Raw genomic sequence first — 23,052 nt, forward strand, 5'->3', positions numbered from 1 at the left:
CTAATCTATTTGATTAATATTTGAACGATAATAACGCATTACAACATTTGGATCTGGATTTAAAGTTGTTTCCTCATCCGATTTTCCTTCATAAGAAAATTTTGACAATACGTGTCTTATTGCTTCTAATCTCGCCACTTTTTTATCATTCGTTTTTATAATCATCCAAGGGCTATAAGTGGTGTGTGTTTTAGAAAACATCTCAGATTTATAGTGTGTATACTTGTCCCAGAGAATTTGTCCTTGTTTGTCTACAGGGCTAAATTTCCATCTTTTAAGAGGATTTTCTTTTCGCTCTTCAAATCGCTCTAATTGTTCTTCTTTGGTAATAGACAGCCAAAATTTTATCAATATTAAACCATCTTCGTACATCATATGCTCAAATTCTGGCACTTGTACTAAAAACTCATTGTATTGTGGCTCTGTACAAAAGCCCATAACAGGCTCTACAACAGCCCTATTATACCAGCTTCTATCAAAAAAAACAATCTCTCCAGGGTTAGGCAATTCTTTAATATATCTTTGAAAATACCACTGTCCTTTTTCTACATCTGTAGGTTTATTTAAAGCAACAAGTCTACTCGATCTTGGATTTAAATGCTCCATAAATCTTCGAATGTTACCTCCTTTTCCTGCTGCATCTCTACCTTCAAAAACAATGGCTACTCTTTTTTTTTCTTTTGCAACGTAGTTTTGCAATTTTACCAACTCAATTTGTAACAATCTTAATTCGCTATTGTAAGAAAGTGTATTTTTTACTTTATTGTACAAAACACCCTTTTCTTTAATAACAGAAAGTAAATGTTCGTTACTTTTTAGCTCATTAAAATCTTCTTGGGTTAGCATTTTATTTAAATTCATCGAAATATTTTAAACCTCTAAAATAAAAACTTTTTTCCGAAAAACTATTAAAAAAACATCATTTTAAATAAGTTGATTATATTTGTATACTATGAAATTTAAGGCTTTTCTTTTACTGCTGTTTACCTCCTTTTCATTGGTATCTCAAGAAAAATTTTCTAAAGAAATTACTTTTGCAAATGACAACGATTTGTATGTCTCTTTTTCAAGAGATCGCTATTACACCAATGGAATGTTTTTAAGTTACAGATATTTGTCTAAAATAAAATCTGAAAAGCATGAAAAGAGAATTCTTGAATGGCAAATTGGGCATGAAATGTTTACACCTTACAAGGCCGTGGTTCCAAATATTAGTTTGCACGATAGACCTTTTGCTGCTTATTTATATGGAAGCTTTGGCATAAACAGAGTTTACAAAACCAATAAAATTTTTAATACAACTTTGCAAATAGGTGTAATTGGTGAAAATGCTTTTGGAAAAGAACTACAATATTTTATTCACAATATTTATGGTTTTGATGAAGCTGTTGGTTGGGAACATCAAATTGCGAATGCTTTTGCTATAAATTTAAATTTGGAATATGTAGATTTTTTAACAAAAAGTGCCACAAATGGCTTTGATCTTTCTTGGATAAATACAGCTAGAGTAGGCACAGTTTATACGAATATTTCTTCTGGTTTGTTAGCAAGGTTTGGCTTTAAACCTTTAGCAAGTATTTTAAACTCTATTGGTTTTGGCACCAATTTAAATGATGATACAACCAAATATAGTAGAGAGGTAGAAACTTATTTTTACATAAAACCAATGGTAAGGTATGCTTTGTATGATGCTACAATTCAAGGAAGTTTCTTAAATACCTCAAGTGAAGTTACAAAAGAATTAGTTCCAGTAGTTTTTGATGTTGAAATAGGCTTTAAGTTTACTGCAAACCGAGTAAATTTTGGCTATGTTTTTAATTATAACACTAGTAAATCTGAAGGTTTAAGATATACGTATGGTAATAAATATGGTACTATTAGTATTAGTTATCTACTGCACTAATCAGTAAAAAAATCGTCTTTAAAACCTATTAAATATAATTTTTCTTGTGCTCTTGTAACTGCTGTATATAGCCATCTATAATATTCTTTAGAAACACCTTCAGGTAAATAAGGTTGCTCTATAAAAACGGTTTTCCATTGGCCTCCTTGCGATTTATGACAAGTCATAGCATAAGAAAACTTAACTTGCAAAGCATTAAAATATTTGTTCTTTTTAATTGCCAAAAATTGTTTGTATTTCGATTTTTCATGAGCATAATCTTCTTTCACAGCTTCATATAATTTATTGGATTCTTCGTATGTTAGAGAAGGACTTTCACTTGTTAAAGTATCCAAAAGTAAAACCGTTTCAAAAGGTTGCATTTCTGGATAATCGATCATTTTTAATTCTACTTCTGCAAATTGAAATCCATATAATTTTTTGATTGAAAAAATTTTTAAAACTTCGCAAATATCTCCATTTGCAATAAACCCAGCCACAGAAGATTCTTGAAGCCAATAGTAATTATTTTTAACAATCATCACAAAATCTCCTGGAGAAATTTCATTTTCCTGACCTCTAATATGCATTCTAATTTGTTGATTGTATTCATTTGCTCTTTTGTTAGAACGTACAATAAAAGCAGTATCCTCTACTCCATCAGAATCATAAGCGCTTACCAAGGCATCTTCGATATCATAACCGTCAACCAATCTTTTAATATCTGGAAAATTAATATCGAACTGAAATTTTTTTCCATCATTCTGCAATTGTAACCTTAATTCTGTAGCATTTGCTAATATTCCCGAAGATTCATGCTGACGCATCACTTCATCTAACTCTATTTCTGTTACTTTTTTGTGATACTCATATTGTAAGATTTCTGCGTCTAGAGCAGGACTTACACTTAATTTAACAGGCGGAAGTTGTGCAGTGTCGCCAATAAATATCAACTTACACTCATGCCCAGAATAAACGTAGGTAATTAAATCGTCTAACAAAGAACTAGAATCGAATAATTTTTGATTTTGTCTACTATCTGGAATCATAGAGGCTTCATCAATAATAAAAATTGTGTTTTTAAATTTATTAGGCTGCAAAACAAAATCTACAGAACCATTAGATTGTTTTTTAGGAAAATATATTTTTTTATGAATTGTAAAAGCAGGTCTTTTCGAATATACAGCAATCACTTTTGCTGCTCTTCCTGTTGGAGCTAATAAAACAGATTTTTTTCCAGCAGATGAAAGCGTGTTTACAAAAGTACTTATAGTAGTTGTTTTACCTGTTCCTGCATATCCTTTGAGTAAAAATAAATCATCTTTATTATCATTGAAAACAAAAGTGCTAAGAAGGTTTAATAATTGACTTTGTTTTTGCGTTGGAGAATGTGGAAACTTTTTTAAAAGTTCCTTATAAAAATCTATTGATATTTTTATCATACAAAATATTAATTACCAAAGATACATTTCTTTATAAATAAAAATTTTTATCATTAAAAAAAAATTGTAGATTTGCGACTATACTATTAAAAACAAATTAAAATGAGTTTAATACTAATGATTTTTGGAGCAGCAGCAGTTGCAGTTCTTTTAGCTTATATTATAGTTAAATATTTGCCTCTTAATTTAAGATGGATTCCTTCAATAATTTTATTGATTGTAACTGTTTTTTTAGGTTACAAAATTTATGCAGGTATTATGGAGCCTATTAAATTTAATCAACAAAAAGTTATAAAATACTCTAGTGTGGTTGAAAGTTTAAAAATTATTAGAGATGCAGAAGTAAAATATTACGAAGTTTATGGCAAATATACTAAAGACAAAGCAGGTTTAATTAAATTTATAGACAGTGCTCAATTAGCATTAACCGAAACTAAAACAATAGTAGAGCAAGTAAACAAAGGTGGTGGTGTTATTATTGATGAGGAAAAAAGAGTAACAGATACAATTGGTTACGAACCTGTTTTAAAATATTTTAAAGACAGAGACTATAAAAATATGTTTAAAGTTCCTGGTGTTGATGGTGTTGAATTTGAAGTAGAAATTGCCGAAGTTGAAAAAGTACAAGGCTTGGTTGTACCTACTTTTAGAGCTAGAACTCCTAAAACAGGTATTTTAGCTGGTATGAACGAATCTTTAGTAAAACAAGAATTAGAGGCAATAGAATCTGATCAAATTAAAGGAGAATATGTTTCAGTGGGTTCTTTAGAAGAAGTAACTACAGGAGGTAACTGGCCACCTAAATATGATAAGGGTGCAAAAAAAGAAGATTAGAATTAATTTAGATAAAATAAAAGATATAAAATTATCCATCCAATTTAGTTTGGATGGATTTTCTTTTTGTGTTTCAGACGTTTCTTTACAAAATGATGTCTATTTTAAAGAATATATTTTTGAGAGAAGTCTAAAAACCCCAGAAGAACTTCTAAAAAAAATAGAAACTATTTTTAAGACGGATGCTAATTTACAATTAGAATTCTCTTCTGTTGAAGTTATTCATTCAAATTACCTAAACACCTTTGTACCAAATAAATACTTTAACGAAGATGTTTTAGAATCTTATTTAAATTTTAATATAAAAACTCTAAATACAGATTTTTTAACTTTTGATGACCTTACAAATATCGATGCTAAAAATGTTTACATACCTTATGTAAACATCAATAACTATTTATTCCAAAATTTTGGCGAATTCACTTACAAACATCATTTAACAGTTTTGTTAGAAAAGCTTTTAACTAAGAATATATCTCAAGAAAAAACAATGTTTGTAAACGTATCCAAAAAGTATATGGATATATTGGTCTTAGAAAACAAAAAATTAGTTTTATCAAATTCATTTTCTTATCAAACAAAAGAAGATTTTATTTATTACATTTTATTTGTTGCAGAACAATTAGAGTTAAGTGCAGAAGATTTTAATGTCTATTTTATGGGTGATATTACCAAAGAATCTAAATTCTATGAAATTACTTATAAGTATATAAGAAATGTTCATTTTCTGGAGAGTAACAACGAAATTTTTAACGATTTAGAGATTCCTAAACACTCTAATTATATACTATTAGGGTTATGAGAATTGTTTCTGGAAAATTAAAAGGAAGACGATTAAGAGCGCCAAAGAACTTACCTGTTCGTCCTACAACAGATATGGCCAAAGAGGCTTTATTTAACATTCTAAATAACATCTATTACTTTGATAATATTACTGTAATCGATCTATTTTCTGGCACAGGAAACATTAGTTACGAATTTGCTTCTAGAGGCACAAAAAGCGTGTATGCAATTGATGCAAACCATAATTGCATTCGCTATATTTTCAACACTTCTAAAGAATTAGAATTAGACATTAACACCTATAAAAGCGATGTTTACAAGTTTTTAGAAAAAACTTCTATACAAGCAGACATTATTTTTGCGGATCCACCTTACGATTTTGAAACAGATAAGTTTTTAGAAATTGTAGAAATGGTTTTCGATAAAAATTTATTAAAGAAAGATGGAGTTTTAATTATAGAACATTCGAAACATACAGATATTTCTAAACATAAAAACCATAGTTATGACAAGCGATATGGAGGAAATGTGTTTAGCTTTTTTGAAGAAATTTCTGAAGAAGAAAAAGATTAAAGTAAAGACTCTATAATATCTTTAATGGTTATTCCTTCTGCTTCTGCTTTGTAATTTTTTACAATTCTATGAGATAAAATAGGAATGGCAACTGCTCTAACATCTTCTATATCTGGAGAATATTTTCCATGAACAGCAGCATGTGCTTTGGCTGCTAAAATTAAATTTTGAGATGCTCTTGGACCTGCTCCCCAATCTAAATAACTTTTCACCATTTCTGTTGCTTCTGCAGATTTTGGTCTTGTTTTACCAACTAATCTTACTGCATATTCTATAACATTATCTGCCACTGGAATTTTACGAATCAACTTTTGAGTTTCTATGATTTCATCCGCAGAAAAAATTGAGCTTACTGTTTGTAATACATTGCCTGTCGTACTTTTTACAACTTCTACTTCTTCTTTAAAACTTGGATATTCCAAATAAATAGAAAACATAAATCTATCTAATTGAGCTTCTGGTAAAGGATACGTTCCTTCTTGCTCTATTGGGTTTTGAGTTGCCAAAACAAAAAATGGCAAATCCAATTTATAATGATTGCCAGAAATAGTAACAGAGCGCTCTTGCATAGCTTCTAACAAAGCTGCTTGCGTTTTTGGTGGAGTTCTATTTATTTCATCAGCTAAAATGATGTTTGAAAAAATAGGACCTTTTATAAATTTAAACTTTCTGTTTTCGTCTAAAATTTCGCTTCCTAAAATATCTGAAGGCATTAAATCTGGCGTAAACTGAATTCTATTAAAATGCAAACCTAATGCACTAGAAACTGTATTTACCAGCAATGTTTTGGCTAAACCTGGCACACCTATTAACAAAGAATGACCTCCACATAAAATAGATAACAGTGTGTAGTTTACTGCTTCTTTTTGTCCAATTATTACTTTTCCTATTTCAGATTTTAATAAATTGTATTTTTCAACCAATTCATTAACGGCTTTTACATCAGACATTATTTACTTGTTTCTTTTTTCCAGTTTCTATCAAAAGTACATTTTCTATGCGTTTCCGATAATTTAATATAAGTGTCTTTAATTTTTTCTTTGGCCCATTTAGCAACAGTTTCTTCTTTCTTTTTTGCCAAAGCCAACTCCTGAATTTTTACGTAATCTTCTACCAAATCTGCTGTATGAGTATTTGTTCTATCTCTCATAATAATAAATTTGTACATCTTCTCTCCACTTCTATTTTGGTCGTAAAAAATGTCTGTAAGTTCACCTTTGTTCAATTCTGCAACTCTTGCATACAAAGCAGGATCCATTCTTGTTAAATCAAATTTAGACTCGCCTGTGTAAGGATTTACAATTAAACCACCATTGTTCTTGGTTTCTTCGTCTGTAGAATACTTTTTTACAGCTTCTTCAAAAGTTATTCTACCTTCTTTTATGTCTAAAGCAATTTGTTCTGCTCTTGCTTTGGTGTCTAAAAGTCTTGTTTCTGGAACATCTGGTTGCATTAATATGTGTGATGCAATTCTTGTATTTCCCTTAATTTGATGCAATTGCATTAAATGATAACCAAAATCTGATTTAAAAGGCTTAGAAACTTGATTCACATCTAAGCTAAAAGCCATTTCTTTAAATTCTTTTATAAATGGCGAATCTTTAGTTACTTCATATTCTCCACCATTGGTTGTAACACCTGGATCATCAGAATTAATAATAGCTTTCATTTTAAAACTTGCGCCATCTTCTATTTCTTTTTTAATTTCGTTTAATTTCGCAACTATTCTATCGTTTTCTTCTTGAGTTGGTGCTGCACTTAAAACAATTTGTGCCAATTCTATTTCTGCAGGAAACTCGGGTAATTCTCCTTTTCCTTTTAATCCATTAAAATATAAACGAACTTCTTCTGGAGTTACATCTATTTTTTCTGTAATTTTCTGTTGTTCTTTTTCTATCAGAACATTTTCTTTTTGAACTGTGTACAGTTCTTTTTTTAAATCGTCTAAATCATTAAAGCCATAAGCTTGTATAACTTTGTCTACACTACCATATTGTTCTGTAAAGTAAGCAACACTTCTGTCTACTCTTCCAGAAATTTCTGAATCTGAAACACTAACGCTATCTACAACTGCATGATGTGATAATAATTTTTGTTGCATTAATTCTTCTAACATTTCGCAGTCGGATATGGTAACTTTACCTTCGGATCTAATTTCTACCTCTTGCTTAAACTTATCAATATCAGAATCTAATACTATATTTTTACCTATGACAACTGCAACACCATCAATTTTAATTTTTTGCGCATAAGAAGTAAAACTAATTAGACATAAAATAGTTAAAAATAAGGTGTTTTTAATATACTTTAAAGTTGTTGTTTTTTGTTGCATCTTTTACTAATGTTTTTTCTATATCTCTAATTAATTCGATCTTGCGCTTGTGCAAAATCATTTGCTTAATGGTTGGTTTTACATAGCTCAATGGAGCAATATCATTTCTTTGTAAAACGTCTTTAATAGCGACCAAATATAAACCTAATGAATCTTGTTTTTGAATGAATTTTGTTTTATTTAACAGAATTTCTTTAGAAAACGGAAGTTTTAACATAATGTTATCTAATTGGCTCCAAACAGAATCGTTTAATTGGTAATATTTAAAGCTCAATTGCTGTCTTTCTAATTCTTCTGTATCTTCAATTTTATCTGATGTAAAGAGTTTTGTGAGTTGTTTTTTGTTGATAATATTATTATCGAAATGTAAAAATTTAATTTTAACGAGCTCTTCATTCAACCTAAAATTATCTCTGTTTTTTACATAAAATGTATCTATTTCTTCCTCATAAATCAAAGTATCTAATTGCTGTTTTATAAGCATTTCTTTGTAAGTATTAATTAAAAGGCTTTCTCTGTAATCTTTCACTAAAGTTTGAATTTCGTTGACATCTTCTAAAGAACTATTACTTTCTGCGTTTTTTAAAAACAATTGTTTTACTGCCCAATCGTTAATAAAACTTTTAACCATTACTATACTATCTTCACTACTAATATTTTCGGGTAAAATGTTTTTTACATCTTCTTTAAAAAGTTTTTCAGTATTTACAATTGCTAAAATTTCTGAAGTATTAACTTCCTTTTCTTGCACGTTAAAATAATCGCAAGAAACTAATAATGTAATTATGAATACTATAAAAACGATTTGTTTCATTATTTTTTCTCGTAAAATTTAATTAACTTTTTAAGTTCTGTTTTATTGACCACAATCGTACTTTTTCTTCTTAAATCTGCCACCCAATTTTTTTCTAAATAATTCTGATAATCGTTCATTACCTCTCCTTTTATAGTATTGAGTTCTTTACTTTTATAGGTGCTTATATTTTTATCAAAATAGTTTTTTAAACCTATAGAATCATTAGAAGATTTCTCCCAAATTTTTTGCTGCATCAATTCAAAAAGCAATAATCCATCTCTATATTCTTGCAAAGTTTTAGCAAATTCTGGCGCTGTTTTTTCTAAGTTTTCTTTGTAATAAAATAGAATTTCGGCATTCATAAATTCCTTATACAACTCAAAAACAGGTTTATTACTCTTATTTTTTATATAGTTTACAAACTGATTTTGTAAAATACTTTTATCTTCAATTTTAAAAAGAACGCCTTGTAATTTTTCTTCTGGTATTTCTCTAATAGCATCGTTATCAATGATTTCTTTCGAAAGTTTATTTTCAATAATACTATATTGTTTTTTTAATTTTTCAATCACTGAGTTTTCAGAAAGTTGCGCTCTTTCACTAGAACGAATGCTGCTTAATAATTCTGGCTCTAATTCTTTAAAAGTTGGTACAGGATGTTTTTGTATTAATTGAATAATATGCCAACCAAATTGAGTTTTAAACGGTTTAGAATATTCCAATTCTTTTTCGAGACTAAAAGCAACATCTTCGAAAGGTTTTACCATTACTCCACTTCCAAACTTTCTTAGTTTACCACCTTTAGAACTTGAACCAGAATCGTTAGAATATTTTCTAGCCAACGTTTTAAACTGTTCGTTTTTTTCGAGTCTCTCGTAAATTTCGTTAACTAAAGCTTCTCCTTTTTCACCTTTATCATTAATTAAAATATGGGCTACTTCTACTTCACCTTTAGAAGGTCTAATAGAATCAACTTTTAAAATATGATAGCCAAAACGAGTTTTAAATGGTTTTGAAACCATACCAACTTTTGTTTTATATGCTGCGTCTTCAAAAGGATATACCATTTTAAATGCAGAAAAATACCCCAAATTTCCTTTATTACCTTCTCTACCATTAGCATCTCTAGCAGAAGGATCTTCAGAAGTTTCTGCTGCAACAGTCTCAAAATCTTCGCCTTTTAAAATTCTATTTCTTATAGCTTCTATTTTTTCAAAAGCAGCTAAAGTGTCTTTAGAACTTGGAACTTCTGGAGTTCTAATTAAAATATGTTTTGCTTTTATTTCATATTTCGTTCTATAATAAGCATCTCTAACCAATTGGTTAATAAAAGATGAATCTTGCAAATAAGGTGCAGAAAGCTGATTTCTATACATCTCAATTTCTTTTCTATAAGATGGCAAAGTATCTAATTCTATTTTATAAGCTTCATTTACTTTTAGCTTATAATTAATAAACAACTCTAAATTTTTCTCCACATCTTTAGCCTCTTCATTATCAATAGCATCTAGATTTTTTTCATAAATTCTTTTAAAATCAGAAATCGATGTTTTTTCTCCATCAATGGTTACTAACACTCTGTCTTTCTTCTGAGAAAAAACAACGCCACAAGTACATAAAACAAATACTAATATTAACTTTTTCATAAATTTATAATGATATAATTCCTTTAATTTTTTCTACTTTTTTATAATATTCTATAACCTTACTAGCATTTTCTATTTTTAGTACAACAGATAAGCTAACGTATTTTCCTGTTTTAGATTTTTTGGTTTTTATTACAGCCCCTGTATTATTGAAAATTTCTTGCACTTCTTCTTCTTGATTTTCATCTGTGGGTACAATAAACTTGTACAAATAATCTGAAGGAAATTGTGTAGTATCTTCTAACTGTACTTTTAGTTTCGAATAAAAATCGTTTTTGCTACTCATGATTCAATTTCATATTTCTACTTTCGTAATCAACAGACAAAATTACATTAAAAATTAGTTTTATAAAACGAATGATTTATTTTTGTGAGATTCATAAAAAAGTCAATCACGTATTTCATACAATCAAAAAAATATTCTTGCAAAAAAATCAAAATAAAATAGTGCTAATTGGTGGTCCAGGCACAGGAAAAACAACCGTTTTAAACGAGCTAAAAAAAAGAAATTTCTTTTGTTTTGATGAAGTTTCAAGAGAAGTTACCCTTAAAGCCCAAAAAGATGGTATTGAACAGCTTTTCTTAACAGAACCTTTATTGTTTAGTGAATTACTTTTAAAAGGCAGAGAAAAACAATTTTTAGAGGCACAAAAAACAACCGAAAATATTATTTTTTTTGATAGAGGAATTCCTGATGTTCATGCTTACATGAATTATTTTAAAACAGATTATCCTACTTTGTTTTTAGAAAAAAGCAATCAATACAAGTACGATTATATTTTTCATTTTTCCCCTTGGAAAAAAATACACGTTACTGATAATGAACGTTATGAAAGTTTCGAAGAAACAAAAATAATTGATCATTTTCTAATAAATGCGTACAAAGAATTGGGCTATAAAATTAAAAATGTGCCTTTTGGTACAGTTCCAGATAGAATCCAATTTATTTTAAACTCGATTTCATAAACTCATGATTTCATCAGAAGAAATTTTACAATCTTATTGGAATTTTTCATCCTTTAGAACACCACAAAAAGAAATTATAGAAGCTGTTTTAAAAGGTAAAAATGTAATTGCTTTGTTACCAACTGGAGGTGGAAAATCTATTTGTTTTCAAGTACCTGCCATGCAAAAAGAAGGAATCTGTTTAGTTATTTCGCCACTAATTGCATTAATGCAAGATCAAATTAAAAATTTAGAACATCGAAATATAAAAGCAACCACTATTAAATCTGGAGCAACTTTCGATGAAATAATCAGACTTTTTGACAATATAAAATTTGGTAATTTTAAGTTTTTATACATTTCTCCAGAAAGATTACAATCTAGATTAATTCAAGAAAAATTAAAAGAACTTACTATTTCTTTTGTGGCAATAGATGAAGCACATTGTATTTCTGAATGGGGACATGATTTTAGACCATCATACAGAAATATTAACATCTTAAAAGAAATAAAACCCAACATAAATTTTATTGCACTTACGGCTACTGCAAATGAAAAAGTTTTAGAAGATATTTCGAAAAACTTGGACTTAAAGAGCCCTTCTATTTTTAGGAAATCTTTTTTTAGAAAAAATTTAGCCTATCAAATATTTAATGTAGAAGACAAACTTTTGAAGCTCGAACAGATATTTACGAAAACGAAAACACCTGCAATTGTTTACGTAAATTCAAGAAAAAAAACCGAAGAAATTTCCAATTTTCTAAATGCCAAAAATTTTAAAAGTAGTTTTTATAATGGTGGACTTTCTATAATTGATAAAAGAATCGCCTTTGATAATTGGATGGAGGAAAGAACCAGAATTATGGTGGCAACAAATGCATTTGGTATGGGAATTGACAAACCAAATGTTGGCATCGTTATTCATTTAGACCTGCCATTTAGCATCGAAAATTACGTTCAAGAATCTGGAAGAGCTGGCAGAAATAATAAAAAATCGTTTGCAGTTTTATTAAAAAATGAGAACGATATTTTTAGACATAAAAAGCAATTAGAAGATGCACTTTCAACTATCGAAGAAATAAAAGAAGTTCATAAAAAACTCTATCAATATTTTAGAATTTCGAAAGGTGAAATTTTAGAAGAATCGTTTCAATTCAACCTTTCCAAATTTTGTAAAATTTATAATTTCTCATCAAAAAAAGCAGACGTAATTCTAACTATTTTAGCAAACAATGGTATCTTAGAAATTACAAATTCTTACAATCAAAAATCGACCATATTTTTTAAAACAAGCAGTAAAAATGTGCTTTCTTACGCTATCAATAATATTGATAGTAAAAATTTTATAAACTCAATACTAAGAACTTACACTGGCTTATTTGAACAATTAGTTAAAATAGATGAATTTACACTTGCGAAGAAAAACAATAGTACTTCTAACCAAGTAATTGCTAATTTAGAACGCTTGCATGCAGATGAAATTCTAGAATACACTCCTATAAAAACAAATACAGAAATTCGTTTTTTGGTTCCAAGAGAAGATGACAGAACCATCAATTCTGTCTCTAAAGAAATTAGAAAAATACTAAGACAAAAAGAAAAAAAAGCAACAGATTTTATTTCGTTTATAGAGAACAATAAGGTCTGCAGAAGCATCAAAATTTTAAATTATTTCGATGAAAAATCAACTGAAAAATGTGGAATTTGTGATGTTTGTTTAGCCGAAAAAAAGGGACTTTCAAAAAATATTTCTTCAGATATTATTTCCATTCTAAATAAAAAAAATGAGTTAACGTCGCAAGAAATTAATCAACATTTAAAAGCAAAAGAAAAAGACATTTTACTAAATTTAAGACAGCTATTATCTGAAGGTAAAATAGAAATAAATCATCAAAATAAATATCAATTAAAATAACAACTATGAAAAATTTACGAATTGTTTTTATGGGAACTCCAGATTTTGCAGTAGCAATTTTAGAACATTTAGTGCAGAAAAAATATAATATTGTGGGTGTTATTACTGCTGCAGATAAACCTGCAGGAAGAGGAAGAAAACTAAATGAATCTGCCGTTAAAAAATATGCGCAAAGTAAAAATTTAAAAGTTTTACAACCCACCAATTTAAAGAGCGAAGAGTTTTTAGAAAATTTAAAAGATCTGAAAGTAGATTTACAAATTGTAGTAGCTTTTAGAATGTTACCAAAAACAGTATGGCAAATGCCGAAATTTGGTACTTTTAACTTACATGCTTCTTTATTACCAGCTTACAGAGGTGCTGCCCCTATTCATTGGGCAATTATAAATGGAGAAACGAAAACAGGTGTAACTACTTTTTTTATTGATGAGAAAATAGATACTGGAGAAATTATTCTACAAAAAGAAATTGCAATTTTGAACAACGAAACTGTAGGCTCTTTGCATGATAAACTAATGTTTTTAGGCGCCCATTTAGTGGAGGAAACCGTTGATAAAATTAGTGAAGGGAATATTAAAACAATAAAACAGCCTCTATTAGAAGCAAAAGAAGCTCCAAAATTACAATCAGAAAACACCAAAATTAAATGGTCTGAAGATGTGCATAAAGTGTATAATAAAATTCGAGGTTTAAATCCTTTTCCAGCTGCATGGACAAACATTCAAAATAATGATGAAGAAATTTCTGCTAAAATCTATGAAGTAGAAAAGTTAGTTGAACAACATAATTATAATGATGGAAAAATTATTATTGCGAATAAAGAAATAAAAGTGGCCGTTAAAAATGGATTTGTTATAATAAAGGATATAAAACTATCTGGAAAGAAAAAAATGGATGCTAAAAGTCTTTTAAATGGTTTTACATTTTCTGAAAATGCAAAAATGATTTAACCCTTTATTGGTAAGGTTTTAGATGATTTTGATTTTAGAAGCTGCCTTTATTAACAATTTCCATGTATTTATTAACAAAAACCCCTATTTTTAAGGGTCAAATTTGTGTAAACCCTTAATACGTCTATATTTGTTAAGCTAATAAGCAAAAAAAAATATTCAATTAATTTAAAATCTATTTATTATGAACAAGTCAGATTTAATCGACGCAATGGCTGCTGATGCAGGTATATCTAAAGTAGCAGCGAAAGCAGCTTTAGAATCTTTTACAGATAATGTAACTTCTGCTTTAAAAGGTGGAGATAAAGTAGCATTAGTTGGTTTTGGAACTTTTTCAGTTTCTAACAGAGCTGCAAGAAGTGGTAGAAATCCTCAGACTGGAAAAACTATTCAAATTGCTGCAAAAAATGTAGCAAAGTTTAAGGCTGGAGCTGGATTAAGTGATGCTGTAAACTAATTTTACACATTTATTTTATATTAAAAACCTTCTTTTAAGAAGGTTTTTTTTATTTCTATAATTTGCCTATATTTACTTATGTCCACACTAAAACCTCTTAAAGGTAGGTTACTCATTGCAGAACCATCTATTTTAAACGACATCTCTTTTAACAGAGCCATTATTTTAATTACAGAACACACAGAAAATAATTCTGTTGGTTTTATATTAAATAGACCTTTAGAACTTACTATTACTGATCTTTTACCAGAAATTAATTGTTCTTTTTTAGTTTATGAAGGTGGGCCTGTAGAGCAAGATAATTTATATTTTGTACATAAAGTACCTGAACTTATTCCAGAAAGCATAGAAGTAGATAATGGTATTTTTTGGGGAGGAAATTTCGATTCTTTAAAACATTTACTGCATAATAATTTGCTTCAAGAAAATGATATCCGGTTTTTCTTGGGATATTCTGGTTGGGGAAAAAATCAACTTTTAAATGAGTTAAACACAAACTCTTGGTTTATATCTAAAAATGATATAACAGATATCTTTTCTAAAAGTAACGATACTTTGTGGAGAAGTAAATTAATTCAAAAAGGAGGCAATTACAAGCTTTGGGCAAATGCCCCAAGTGATATTAACTTAAACTAGGAAGTAATCTCCATTATTTTTAAACTTTTTGAAATTTTAGCACTAAACTCGGTTTTAAAACTTTTCTTTTTATAAAGAGTAATTGGCTGTATACCTATAATGGCATTGGTAATAAATACTTCGTCTGCTTTCTGAATTTCAAATGGAGAAATAGTTGTTTCTTCTAATACAAAATCGTTGTTTTTAGCAATAATTTCTATTACTTTTTTTCTCATAACACCTTTAATACAACCCTCTTCTAATGATGGCGTTCTAACAATATTATTTTTCAGAATAAAAATATTACCATTCGTAACTTCTACAACTCCTTTTTTTTCATTAATTATAACGCAGTTATCTAAATCATTTTCTTTGGCAAAAATACTAGCTAGCGTATTTACCATTCTGTTGTTTGTTTTTATGGTTGATAAAATTCCGGAATAATTATAGAAATCTTTATAAACATCAACCGTATAAATATCTTTTGTTTGATAATTATTTTCTTTTACTTCTATTAAATAATCAATTTCATTGGTTTTAGGCGTGTAAAAACCTCCATCCTTTCTAAATATATTTAAACGAATTCGATAAGAATTGGCTACATCCTGAACCTTAACTGTTTTTAAAATTTCTTGTTCTAAAAACTCTAAAGTAAATTCCATAGGAATTTTCATTCTTAACATTCTCATAGAGGCCATTAATCTAAAATAATGATCTTCCCAAAAAACAACTTTATCGTTCAATACCTTTATGGTTTCAAAAATAGCATCACCATATTTAAAACCTCTATTTTCAATTGTTAAATTAATATTTTCTTCAAATAATAATTCTCCATTAAAATTAACCATCTTTTTTTTTTTGAGATATCAAAATTACTAATTTTTTAGAAAATTAGGACATTAAAAAACTCAGCATTCGCTGAGTTTTATTTATATGTTATGTTCTTTAAGCACCAATAGTATGTTTTAATTCATCTATCTGGTTTTGCCAGAGTTGTTTCGATTCTTCTACTTCATCTTCATCATCTGCAAAATCAGTAATTATTAAGGAAACATCTTTCGTAAGCGCATCTACTTGAATTCTAATTTCAAAAAAACTTTCATCATCTTCACTTTCTAACCACTTAAATCTAATTCTATCTTCAGATTTTTTCAATAATAGTTTTGCCTTCTCTTCTAATCCATCCCAAATAAAGCTAAAAATTTTACCTCTAGAGTTCACTTTGTCAGCAAACCATTCTTGTAAATTTGATGGAGAAGAAATATACTGATAAAGCATATTTGGTGAAGCGTGTATTGGAATTTCTAATTCGTATTTTACTTTGTCCATTTTATATTTGGTTAGGTTCACAAGATAGGTATTAATTCTATTTTAAAAAAATTAAAAACACTTCTTGCGAATCTATAAAAATCAATTATATTTGCACCCTCAATAAATAATGGCGAGGTAGCTCAGTTGGTTAGAGCGCAGGATTCATAACCCTGAGGTCACGGGTTCAACTCCCGTCTTCGCTACAATATTTAAAACTAATTAAATCAACGAATTGTGTTTTACAATTCGTTTTTTTATGCCTTCATTTTTCTTACTTTTACAAGAAGTACACGATAGAGTACACGATTTACTTATGAAATTGTATTATTCTGAGCCAAAAATTAATCAATTTTATTATTTAAAACACCCATCTTTTTAGATTCTATAATATTCATACTACAAAATCCAAATCGATTGGTTATTTTACCATAACAGGCATAAATTCCCATTCCATTTATTGGATATAAATGAACAACATCTGTAAAATGAACGGCATCAAAATAAAAACCGTCTGCATCTATAAAAGTACTTAAACGCATTAGTTTTCCTTGTGATGTTTTATTATGTCTAGTATTTACTAGCTTTCCATACAAAAGCACATTTTTATCTGCATGCAAATGCATTTCTCTTGCTTTTATGTGAGGATGAAATTCATCAACAACCAACTTAAAATAATTATGAATTGTAAAACCTATTAATTCCATTTCATCATAAACATCTTCTATCCAATGGGTTTTTATTTCCGGTAAAACAAAAGTCTTATGCTTTGGCGTGAATAGTTTTTCTTGAATACTTTTCTGGTTTATTTTACTTTTCTGCAATCTAAAAAGAGCTTGCCATAATAAAGCTGGCTTATTCTTTTTAGTAAAACGAAACGCGCTTATTTTTATCAAAATTGTGAGTTGCTCAATACTTATTGCTATTCGATCTAAAAAATCATCCAAAGATTTATATTCCCCATATAATTGACGTTCTGTTAATATTCTTTGCACGACTAAATGTTCTAAATTTTTTAAATATCCAAAACCCAGATAAATAGTTTTTTGTTCGACAATATTTCCATGATCACTTTTATTAATACAAGGCAACTCTACAATTGCACCACACATTTTAGCTTCGTGTATATAATGTTCTGTGGAATAAAAACCACCACCATTATTTAAAACAGCAGTCATAAACTCAATAGGATAATAGCATTTTAAAAACAAACTTTGGTAACTTTCAACTGCGTAAGACGCAGAATGCCCTTTGGCAAAAGCATAACCTGCAAAACTTTTAATCTGATTCCAAACTTCAAAAATCAACTCATCTTTAAAACCTTTTTTTCTACAATTATTGATAAACTTATCTTCCACTGCTTTAAATTCTGATAAAGAACGATATTTCCCACTCATTCCTCTGCGTAAAACATCGGCTTCGCCTAAAGTTAAATCTGCAAATTTATTGGCAACTTTCATCACATCTTCTTGATACACCATTACTCCATAAGTTTCTGGCATAATTTCTAATAAAATAGGATGCGCTTCTTTTCGCTTTTCAGGAAATCGATGTCTTTTTATATATTCATCTTTCATTCCAGAGCCAGAAACGCCTGGTCTTATAATAGAACTTGCAGCCACCAAACCTAAATAATCTTGGGTTTGTAATTTTTGCATTAAACCTCTCATTGCAGGAGATTCTACATAATAAGCACCAATTGCACCACCTGTTTTTAAAAGGTTATTTATTTTTTTATCCTTCTTAAAACTTTCTATATCTGTAATATCTATGGGTGGATGATTTGGATTATTTTCTTTGATGATTTCTAATGCATCTTTAATTTTTGCCAAACCTCTTTGCCCTAGAATATCAAATTTAAAAATGCCTACATCATCTGCAATATTCATATCAAACTGAACTGTTGCAAAACCTTTTGGTGGTAAACTGGTTGCTGAATAATAATGTACAGGTTTGTCTAGAATTAAAATCCCTGCTGAATGTACACTTACATAATTCGGAAAACCTTCAATTAACTTTCCGTATTTAAGCACCAATTTAGACATTTCATCTAGCTCAATAGGCTGTCTTTTACCTTTACTAATTTTATCAATTTCTTCTTTAGGCAAGCCAAAAACTTTGCCTAATTCTCTAACAACTGCTCTATATTTAAAAGTATTATAAGTAGCTAAAAGAGCCACATTCTCAAATCGATTAAAAATATATTGAGTAACCTCTTCTCTATCCTTCCAAGAAAAATCGATATCAAAATCTGGTGGAGAAGCTCTAAAAGGATTCAAAAATCGTTCGAAATATAAATCCAATTCAATAGGATCTACGTCTGTAATGCCAATAATATAAGCTACAATACTGTTTGCTCCACTACCTCTACCCACATGAAAAAAGTTGTTTTTTTTGGCATAACTAATAATATCATAATTGATCAAAAAAAAGGAAACAAACTTTAAATCGATAATTACTTTTAGCTCTTTTTGAAGCCTATTGTGTACTTCTTGGGTGACATTTTTATAGCGTTTGTAAATTTTTGTGTTGCATAAATGTAGTAATGTTTTGCAATCTTCTTCAAAACTATTGCCATACAAATCTAAATTTTGATTTTCTCTTTTATCACCAAAACCAAACTCTATTTTACATTGTTGTAAGAGGAATTTTGTGTTTGCAATGAGGTTTGGAAACTCGTTAAAATACTGTTGCAAATCAGTTACAGGGTGCATTATATCTGTTGGTAAACATTGCTCTGTTATTGGTAATTTACTTAATAACAGATTATTACCTATAGCACGCAATAATCTGTGTGCATTAAAATCCTTTTTATTTCTGATGGTTACTTGCTGCTGAATTACTAATTTATCTTCGTACTTTTTTAAATAAGAAAAACGGAGTTTGTTAATTTCTGCCACTGAAATACCTACAAATTCATTTTCTTTAAAATCAGTTAAATTTAGCTCCAGTACTTTTTCGAAAGGATAAATGATAAAAACATCTTCTAAAAATTTCGGTTTGTCTGGAAAAACTTTTTTGGCTTCTAAAAAAGAAGATAAATAACGATTGATGTTTTTAAAACCCTCGTTATTTTTTGCCAATGCAACAAATTGTTGCGAATTGCCATTTCTAAAATCTACACCAATCACTGGTTTTATGTCTTGTTTTTTTGCTTGTTGCACAAAATTCATGCAAGCAGAAGTATTGTTGATGTCTGTTAAAGCAATACAACTACTATTATTTTCTTTTGCCAGTTGCAAAAGTTCAATTTCCGAAAACGTACCAAAACGCAATGAGTAGTATGTATGACAATTTAAATACATAAATTATTGTTTTCTGTGTGCCAAAACCAAAGGCGGTTCTCCATTAAAAGGATTGCTAAATCTACCAATGCTTTTTGCACCCATTGCTGTTGCTCTCATTACACTTAATTCGCCATATTTATTTCGAATTGTATCCATTGCACTGTAAAGATTTATGAGATGTTCTGTATCATCAAAAAGATTAATTTGATAATTCCCAGAAACAATATCAGATACTTTTACGCCTACCAAGCGTATTAAAATTCTACGTTGATATAGTTTTTGAAACAAATCTAAAACCACAGGAATTATTTTATGATCTGCACTTGTATACGGAATTTTAACTTGTTTGCTGTAGGTATTAAAATCTGAATATCTAATTTTTACACTAATACTTCCTGTCAATTTATCTCCTCTTCTTAATTGATATGCCAAATTTTCTGCCATCGCAAAAATGGTATCTTTTAGTTTTACCATATCAATGGTGTCTTTATTATAGGTTCTTTCTGTTGATAAAGATTTACGTTCGTGATACGTGATAATTGGCGAATTGTCAATTCCGTTTGCACGTTCCCAAATTGTTTTACCATTCACTCCCAAAACACTCACCATCATTTCTAGAGGCATTTCTTGAATTATTTTTACTTTATCAACACCAAGATTTCTTAAAATTTGATAGGTTTTAGTACCTACAGAGGGTATTTTTTTGATGGATAAAGGTGCTAAAAATTGTTTTTCGAATCCTTTATTTATTAATAATTGATTGTTGGGTTTTGCTTCTCCAGTGGCTACTTTAGACACTATTTTATTTTGCGATAATCCAAAAGAAATTGGCAATCCGCTTTCTTTTATAATTCTTTGCCTTAATTCTGATGCGTATTTATAACTTCCAAAAAAAGCATCCATTCCAGATAAATCTGCATAAAATTCATCAATACTCGCTTTTTCGAAAACAGGCACTTTTTCTTTAATAATTTCTGTAACAAGGTTCGAATATTTAGAATAGATACCTGTATTTCCTTTTATAATTATAGCTTCAGGACACAAGCCTTTTGCAATTTTCATAGACATCCCAGAATGCACACCAAATTTTCTAGTTTCGTAACTACAAGCTGCTACTACTCCTCTATCTCCAGTGCCACCAACCAACAATGGTTTTTTTTGTAATCTGCTATCTATCAATCGTTCACAGGAAACAAAAAAAGTATCTAAATCGAGATGTAAAATATGTTTTTGCATGTTGTAAAATTAGCTACATATTCGTACATTTGTTGCTCAAATTTGTAGCATTATGATTACTTTATCAAAAAACATTAAACATTTAAGATCGCTCAAAAAATTATCTCAAGAAGCTTTGGCAGAAGAATTAGCTGTAACCAGATCTAGAATAAGTTCTTATGAAGAGAACAGATCTTCACCAACCTTGGAGTTTTTAATTGCTTTTTCTGATTATTTTAAAATCCCTATAGATATTATCATCAAAAACGATTTAACAAAAGCTACAGATGTATCTTTTATAGAAGTAGGTAACAAAAGAGTATTGTTTCCTATTACTGTTGATCATGATAATGAGAATTTAATTGAAGTTATTCCTGCAAAAGCTTCTGCTGGCTATTTATTAGGCTATGATGACCCAGAATATATTGAGCAATTAGATAAAATTAAACTCCCTTTTTTACCCACAGGAAAACATAGAGCTTTTCCTATAAAAGGGGATTCTATGTTACCCATGAAAAATGGTTCTTATGTGGTTGCAGAATTTATTGAAGATATTGTAGATGCTAAAAGTGGTTATTCTTACATCATTATTACTAAAAATGATGGAATGACTTATAAACGAATAGAAAATAATATTGAAACGAATGGTTCTCTTTTATTAAAGCCAGATAATAAACAATATCAATCTTATTCTGTACCTATTGAAGAAGTTTTAGAGCTTTGGAAATTTACCTGTAGTATAAACACGCAAGAATATGAAGAACATGAGTTAAAACTAAGTAGCATTATTCAAATGTTTAACGAATTGGGTATTGAATTGAAGCAATTAGAAAAATCATTAAAAATAATTTGATAGTTTTTTTAATAAGTAATTTTAAATATTTAAGCTTTAAGTTACAAACTAAGATTTTGTTCTAAATTATTTTTATTGAAATAAAAGTTGATATCGAATTTAGAAAATAATATTATTTTTTTCAGTAAAAAAAGGTTGCAAATTTGATAAATGAGTTTATATTTGTAGCTCTTTACCACGCGAAAGTAGCTCAGTTGGTAGAGCGTCAGCCTTCCAAGCTGAATGTCGCCAGTTCGAACCTGGTCTTTCGCTCAAAAGACTTAATTAGAAATAATTAGGTCTTTTTTTATGCTTAAAATTTAATAAAAATAACAAAATTAAGGTGAGAAGTTTATATCGAGCGAAGTCGAGATGAACCTGGTCTTTCGCTCAAAAGACTTCATTAGAAATAATTAGGTCTTTTTTTATGCTTAAAATTAAATAATTTCTTGTTAGAATTACAGATTGCTTCAGTTTGTAAAAAAGCAAACTTCGCAAAGACGTGTATTAATCTTATTTCTCTTGACTCTTGACTCTTGGCTCTTCTTTCTTCCAACTTCCAACTCCAAACTCTTTACAAACTCTTTAATTTATCTCCAAAAAACAAAAGTAAAACAATAGGTATTATTAACAGAATTACAAAAATTGTATTGGTGGTAAATAAAATAGGATTTAACAAAAGTGTTAGTGCAAAACCTCCAATAGTGCCTCCTAAATGTGCAGCATGTCCAACATTACCCAATTGCTTTTTCATTCCGTAAATGGAGTATAGCAAATATCCAACAGCAAAAACATAGCCAGGAATTGGTATGGCAAAAAACAATCGTAATTGCATTTCTGGAAATAATAATATAGACGAATATACAATACCAGAAACTGCACCAGAAGCACCTACAGCACTGTAATAAGGCTCATCTTTATGATAATGTAAAGTATACAAACTACCTGCTATTAAGCTACCAAAATAGATAATCAAGAAATTAAAATTACCTAAAAAAGAGGCAACAATATCTCCAAACATATACAAAACGTACATATTTAATCCTAAATGCAACCAATCTACATGTAAAAAACCAGATGTTAACATTCTAATTTTTTCATCGCCTTTTACTCTGCCAACTTGAAATTTAAATTTATCTAAAAAAGCATAATTATCGAAACCTTTCATAGAAAATAAAACGTTTGCAACTATAATAAGTAAGACCACTAAATTCGATTCTTGTAGCATGCTACAAACATA

General features: G+C 29.0%; 22 protein-coding genes and 2 tRNA genes. 12 read left to right on the top strand and 12 right to left on the bottom strand.

Annotated elements, in window-relative coordinates:
• Entirely contained in the window at positions 1 to 861 is an 861-nt protein-coding gene (ppk2, locus tag WAO74_RS05325) for a polyphosphate kinase 2 (protein ID WP_422160164.1), read from the bottom strand.
• A gap of 91 nt (positions 862 to 952) precedes the next feature.
• On the opposite strand from ppk2, the gene WAO74_RS05330 reads away from it, so the two are divergent.
• On the top strand, positions 953 to 1,903 hold the full coding sequence (locus WAO74_RS05330; protein WP_422160166.1) for a lipid A deacylase LpxR family protein: 951 nt from the start codon (positions 953 to 955) through the stop codon (positions 1,901 to 1,903).
• Here WAO74_RS05330 and WAO74_RS05335 read toward each other — a convergent pair.
• Positions 1,900 to 3,324, bottom strand: coding sequence for an ATP-dependent DNA helicase (locus WAO74_RS05335; RefSeq protein WP_422160168.1), 1,425 nt, complete (start codon positions 3,322 to 3,324; stop codon positions 1,900 to 1,902). The two genes, WAO74_RS05330 and WAO74_RS05335, sit on opposite strands and share 4 nt — an antisense overlap.
• Before the next feature lie 102 nt (positions 3,325 to 3,426).
• Between WAO74_RS05335 and WAO74_RS05340 the strand changes: the two genes are divergently transcribed.
• Genes WAO74_RS05340 through WAO74_RS05350 form a run of 3 tightly spaced genes read left to right on the top strand, consistent with a single transcriptional unit; the run spans position 3,427 to position 5,514 of the window.
• On the top strand, positions 3,427 to 4,158 hold the full coding sequence (locus WAO74_RS05340) for a hypothetical protein (RefSeq protein ID WP_422160169.1): 732 nt from the start codon (positions 3,427 to 3,429) through the stop codon (positions 4,156 to 4,158).
• Positions 4,130 to 4,960, top strand: coding sequence for a DUF3822 family protein (locus tag WAO74_RS05345; RefSeq protein ID WP_422160170.1), 831 nt, complete (start codon positions 4,130 to 4,132; stop codon positions 4,958 to 4,960). Before WAO74_RS05340 ends, WAO74_RS05345 begins: the two co-directional genes overlap by 29 nt.
• Positions 4,957 to 5,514 (top strand): RsmD family RNA methyltransferase, encoded by a 558-nt coding sequence (locus WAO74_RS05350; RefSeq protein ID WP_422160172.1) that lies wholly within the window; start codon positions 4,957 to 4,959, stop codon positions 5,512 to 5,514. The genes WAO74_RS05345 and WAO74_RS05350 overlap by 4 nt, the downstream gene beginning before the upstream one ends.
• Here WAO74_RS05350 and WAO74_RS05355 read toward each other — a convergent pair.
• The 5 genes from WAO74_RS05355 to WAO74_RS05375 are packed head-to-tail and all read right to left on the bottom strand — an operon-like array spanning position 5,511 to position 10,574.
• Positions 5,511 to 6,464 (bottom strand): AAA family ATPase, encoded by a 954-nt coding sequence (locus WAO74_RS05355; RefSeq protein WP_422160173.1) that lies wholly within the window; start codon positions 6,462 to 6,464, stop codon positions 5,511 to 5,513. The genes WAO74_RS05350 and WAO74_RS05355 overlap by 4 nt on opposite strands.
• The gene (locus WAO74_RS05360) at positions 6,464 to 7,846 is read right to left on the bottom strand and encodes a peptidylprolyl isomerase (protein WP_422160174.1); all 1,383 of its coding nucleotides are present in this window, start codon (positions 7,844 to 7,846) and stop codon (positions 6,464 to 6,466) included. Before WAO74_RS05360 ends, WAO74_RS05355 begins: the two co-directional genes overlap by 1 nt.
• Positions 7,812 to 8,660, bottom strand: a complete 849-nt coding sequence (locus tag WAO74_RS05365; protein WP_422160176.1) for a hypothetical protein — start codon at positions 8,658 to 8,660, stop codon at positions 7,812 to 7,814. The genes WAO74_RS05360 and WAO74_RS05365 overlap by 35 nt, the downstream gene beginning before the upstream one ends.
• Complete coding sequence (locus WAO74_RS05370) at positions 8,660 to 10,288, bottom strand: peptidylprolyl isomerase (protein ID WP_422160178.1); 1,629 nt, start codon at positions 10,286 to 10,288, stop codon at positions 8,660 to 8,662. Before WAO74_RS05370 ends, WAO74_RS05365 begins: the two co-directional genes overlap by 1 nt.
• Before the next feature lie 4 nt (positions 10,289 to 10,292).
• On the bottom strand, positions 10,293 to 10,574 hold the full coding sequence (locus tag WAO74_RS05375; protein ID WP_422160179.1) for a DUF493 family protein: 282 nt from the start codon (positions 10,572 to 10,574) through the stop codon (positions 10,293 to 10,295).
• Between the two features lie 71 nt (positions 10,575 to 10,645).
• Here WAO74_RS05375 and WAO74_RS05380 point away from each other — a divergent pair, with 71 nt between their 5' ends.
• From WAO74_RS05380 to WAO74_RS05400, 5 genes are all read left to right on the top strand, one after another.
• Positions 10,646 to 11,254 (top strand): AAA family ATPase, encoded by a 609-nt coding sequence (locus tag WAO74_RS05380; protein ID WP_422160180.1) that lies wholly within the window; start codon positions 10,646 to 10,648, stop codon positions 11,252 to 11,254.
• A gap of 4 nt (positions 11,255 to 11,258) precedes the next feature.
• Positions 11,259 to 13,148, top strand: a complete 1,890-nt coding sequence (locus WAO74_RS05385) for a RecQ family ATP-dependent DNA helicase (protein WP_422160182.1) — start codon at positions 11,259 to 11,261, stop codon at positions 13,146 to 13,148.
• Between the two features lie 5 nt (positions 13,149 to 13,153).
• Entirely contained in the window at positions 13,154 to 14,098 is a 945-nt protein-coding gene (fmt, locus tag WAO74_RS05390; protein ID WP_422160183.1) for a methionyl-tRNA formyltransferase, read from the top strand.
• Positions 14,099 to 14,282: 184 nt separating this feature from the next.
• Positions 14,283 to 14,555 carry an HU family DNA-binding protein gene (locus tag WAO74_RS05395; protein WP_422160185.1) on the top strand — a complete coding sequence of 91 codons (273 nt, stop codon included), beginning with the start codon at positions 14,283 to 14,285 and terminating at the stop codon, positions 14,553 to 14,555.
• 78 nt (positions 14,556 to 14,633) lie between these two features.
• Complete coding sequence (locus WAO74_RS05400) at positions 14,634 to 15,191, top strand: YqgE/AlgH family protein (protein ID WP_422160186.1); 558 nt, start codon at positions 14,634 to 14,636, stop codon at positions 15,189 to 15,191.
• On the opposite strand, the gene WAO74_RS05405 is transcribed toward WAO74_RS05400, so the two are convergent.
• Both WAO74_RS05405 and WAO74_RS05410 read right to left on the bottom strand, forming a co-directional pair.
• Positions 15,188 to 16,018: an aminotransferase class IV gene (locus WAO74_RS05405; protein WP_422160188.1), complete on the bottom strand. Its 831-nt coding sequence runs from the start codon at positions 16,016 to 16,018 to the stop codon at positions 15,188 to 15,190. The two genes, WAO74_RS05400 and WAO74_RS05405, sit on opposite strands and share 4 nt — an antisense overlap.
• A gap of 97 nt (positions 16,019 to 16,115) precedes the next feature.
• Positions 16,116 to 16,499 carry an START-like domain-containing protein gene (locus WAO74_RS05410; protein WP_422160190.1) on the bottom strand — a complete coding sequence of 128 codons (384 nt, stop codon included), beginning with the start codon at positions 16,497 to 16,499 and terminating at the stop codon, positions 16,116 to 16,118.
• Positions 16,500 to 16,610: 111 nt separating this feature from the next.
• Here WAO74_RS05410 and WAO74_RS05415 point away from each other — a divergent pair.
• Positions 16,611 to 16,684: transfer RNA gene (locus tag WAO74_RS05415), tRNA-Met, on the top strand.
• A 138-nt stretch (positions 16,685 to 16,822) separates the two neighbouring features.
• Here WAO74_RS05415 and WAO74_RS05420 read toward each other — a convergent pair.
• Both WAO74_RS05420 and dinB read right to left on the bottom strand, forming a co-directional pair.
• Entirely contained in the window at positions 16,823 to 19,783 is a 2,961-nt protein-coding gene (locus WAO74_RS05420; RefSeq protein WP_422160192.1) for a DNA polymerase III subunit alpha, read from the bottom strand.
• A 3-nt stretch (positions 19,784 to 19,786) separates the two neighbouring features.
• Entirely contained in the window at positions 19,787 to 21,001 is a 1,215-nt protein-coding gene (gene dinB, locus WAO74_RS05425) for a DNA polymerase IV (RefSeq protein WP_422160194.1), read from the bottom strand.
• A 52-nt stretch (positions 21,002 to 21,053) separates the two neighbouring features.
• On the opposite strand from dinB, the gene WAO74_RS05430 reads away from it, so the two are divergent.
• The gene (locus tag WAO74_RS05430) at positions 21,054 to 21,833 is read left to right on the top strand and encodes an XRE family transcriptional regulator (RefSeq protein WP_422160196.1); all 780 of its coding nucleotides are present in this window, start codon (positions 21,054 to 21,056) and stop codon (positions 21,831 to 21,833) included.
• A gap of 179 nt (positions 21,834 to 22,012) precedes the next feature.
• Positions 22,013 to 22,085, top strand: a tRNA-Gly gene (locus WAO74_RS05435).
• Positions 22,086 to 22,386: 301 nt separating this feature from the next.
• On the opposite strand, the gene WAO74_RS05440 is transcribed toward WAO74_RS05435, so the two are convergent.
• Positions 22,387 to 23,040, bottom strand: coding sequence for a rhomboid family intramembrane serine protease (locus WAO74_RS05440; protein ID WP_422160197.1), 654 nt, complete (start codon positions 23,038 to 23,040; stop codon positions 22,387 to 22,389).
• Positions 23,041 to 23,052 lie beyond the last annotated feature (12 nt).

It is taken from the genome of Polaribacter sp. (genome assembly GCF_049276715.1).
Taxonomy (GTDB): Bacteria; Bacteroidota; Bacteroidia; order Flavobacteriales; family Flavobacteriaceae; genus Polaribacter.

Excerpts from the sequence above, each read along its gene's own strand:
- ppk2 (WP_422160164.1), bottom strand. The coding sequence starts at position 861 with ATGAATTTAAATAAAATGCTAACCCAAGAAGATTTTAATGAGCTAAAA.
- WAO74_RS05330 (WP_422160166.1), top strand. The coding sequence starts at position 953 with ATGAAATTTAAGGCTTTTCTTTTACTGCTGTTTACCTCCTTTTCATTG.
- WAO74_RS05335 (WP_422160168.1), bottom strand. The coding sequence starts at position 3,324 with ATGATAAAAATATCAATAGATTTTTATAAGGAACTTTTAAAAAAGTTT.
- WAO74_RS05340 (WP_422160169.1), top strand. The coding sequence starts at position 3,427 with ATGAGTTTAATACTAATGATTTTTGGAGCAGCAGCAGTTGCAGTTCTT.
- WAO74_RS05345 (WP_422160170.1), top strand. The coding sequence starts at position 4,130 with ATGATAAGGGTGCAAAAAAAGAAGATTAGAATTAATTTAGATAAAATA.
- WAO74_RS05350 (WP_422160172.1), top strand. The coding sequence starts at position 4,957 with ATGAGAATTGTTTCTGGAAAATTAAAAGGAAGACGATTAAGAGCGCCA.
- WAO74_RS05355 (WP_422160173.1), bottom strand. The coding sequence starts at position 6,464 with ATGTCTGATGTAAAAGCCGTTAATGAATTGGTTGAAAAATACAATTTA.
- WAO74_RS05360 (WP_422160174.1), bottom strand. The coding sequence starts at position 7,846 with ATGCAACAAAAAACAACAACTTTAAAGTATATTAAAAACACCTTATTT.
- WAO74_RS05365 (WP_422160176.1), bottom strand. The coding sequence starts at position 8,660 with ATGAAACAAATCGTTTTTATAGTATTCATAATTACATTATTAGTTTCT.
- WAO74_RS05370 (WP_422160178.1), bottom strand. The coding sequence starts at position 10,288 with ATGAAAAAGTTAATATTAGTATTTGTTTTATGTACTTGTGGCGTTGTT.
- WAO74_RS05375 (WP_422160179.1), bottom strand. The coding sequence starts at position 10,574 with ATGAGTAGCAAAAACGATTTTTATTCGAAACTAAAAGTACAGTTAGAA.
- WAO74_RS05380 (WP_422160180.1), top strand. The coding sequence starts at position 10,646 with ATGATTTATTTTTGTGAGATTCATAAAAAAGTCAATCACGTATTTCAT.
- WAO74_RS05385 (WP_422160182.1), top strand. The coding sequence starts at position 11,259 with ATGATTTCATCAGAAGAAATTTTACAATCTTATTGGAATTTTTCATCC.
- fmt (WP_422160183.1), top strand. The coding sequence starts at position 13,154 with ATGAAAAATTTACGAATTGTTTTTATGGGAACTCCAGATTTTGCAGTA.
- WAO74_RS05395 (WP_422160185.1), top strand. The coding sequence starts at position 14,283 with ATGAACAAGTCAGATTTAATCGACGCAATGGCTGCTGATGCAGGTATA.
- WAO74_RS05400 (WP_422160186.1), top strand. The coding sequence starts at position 14,634 with ATGTCCACACTAAAACCTCTTAAAGGTAGGTTACTCATTGCAGAACCA.
- WAO74_RS05405 (WP_422160188.1), bottom strand. The coding sequence starts at position 16,018 with ATGGTTAATTTTAATGGAGAATTATTATTTGAAGAAAATATTAATTTA.
- WAO74_RS05410 (WP_422160190.1), bottom strand. The coding sequence starts at position 16,499 with ATGGACAAAGTAAAATACGAATTAGAAATTCCAATACACGCTTCACCA.
- WAO74_RS05420 (WP_422160192.1), bottom strand. The coding sequence starts at position 19,783 with ATGTATTTAAATTGTCATACATACTACTCATTGCGTTTTGGTACGTTT.
- dinB (WP_422160194.1), bottom strand. The coding sequence starts at position 21,001 with ATGCAAAAACATATTTTACATCTCGATTTAGATACTTTTTTTGTTTCC.
- WAO74_RS05430 (WP_422160196.1), top strand. The coding sequence starts at position 21,054 with ATGATTACTTTATCAAAAAACATTAAACATTTAAGATCGCTCAAAAAA.
- WAO74_RS05440 (WP_422160197.1), bottom strand. The coding sequence starts at position 23,040 with ATGCTACAAGAATCGAATTTAGTGGTCTTACTTATTATAGTTGCAAAC.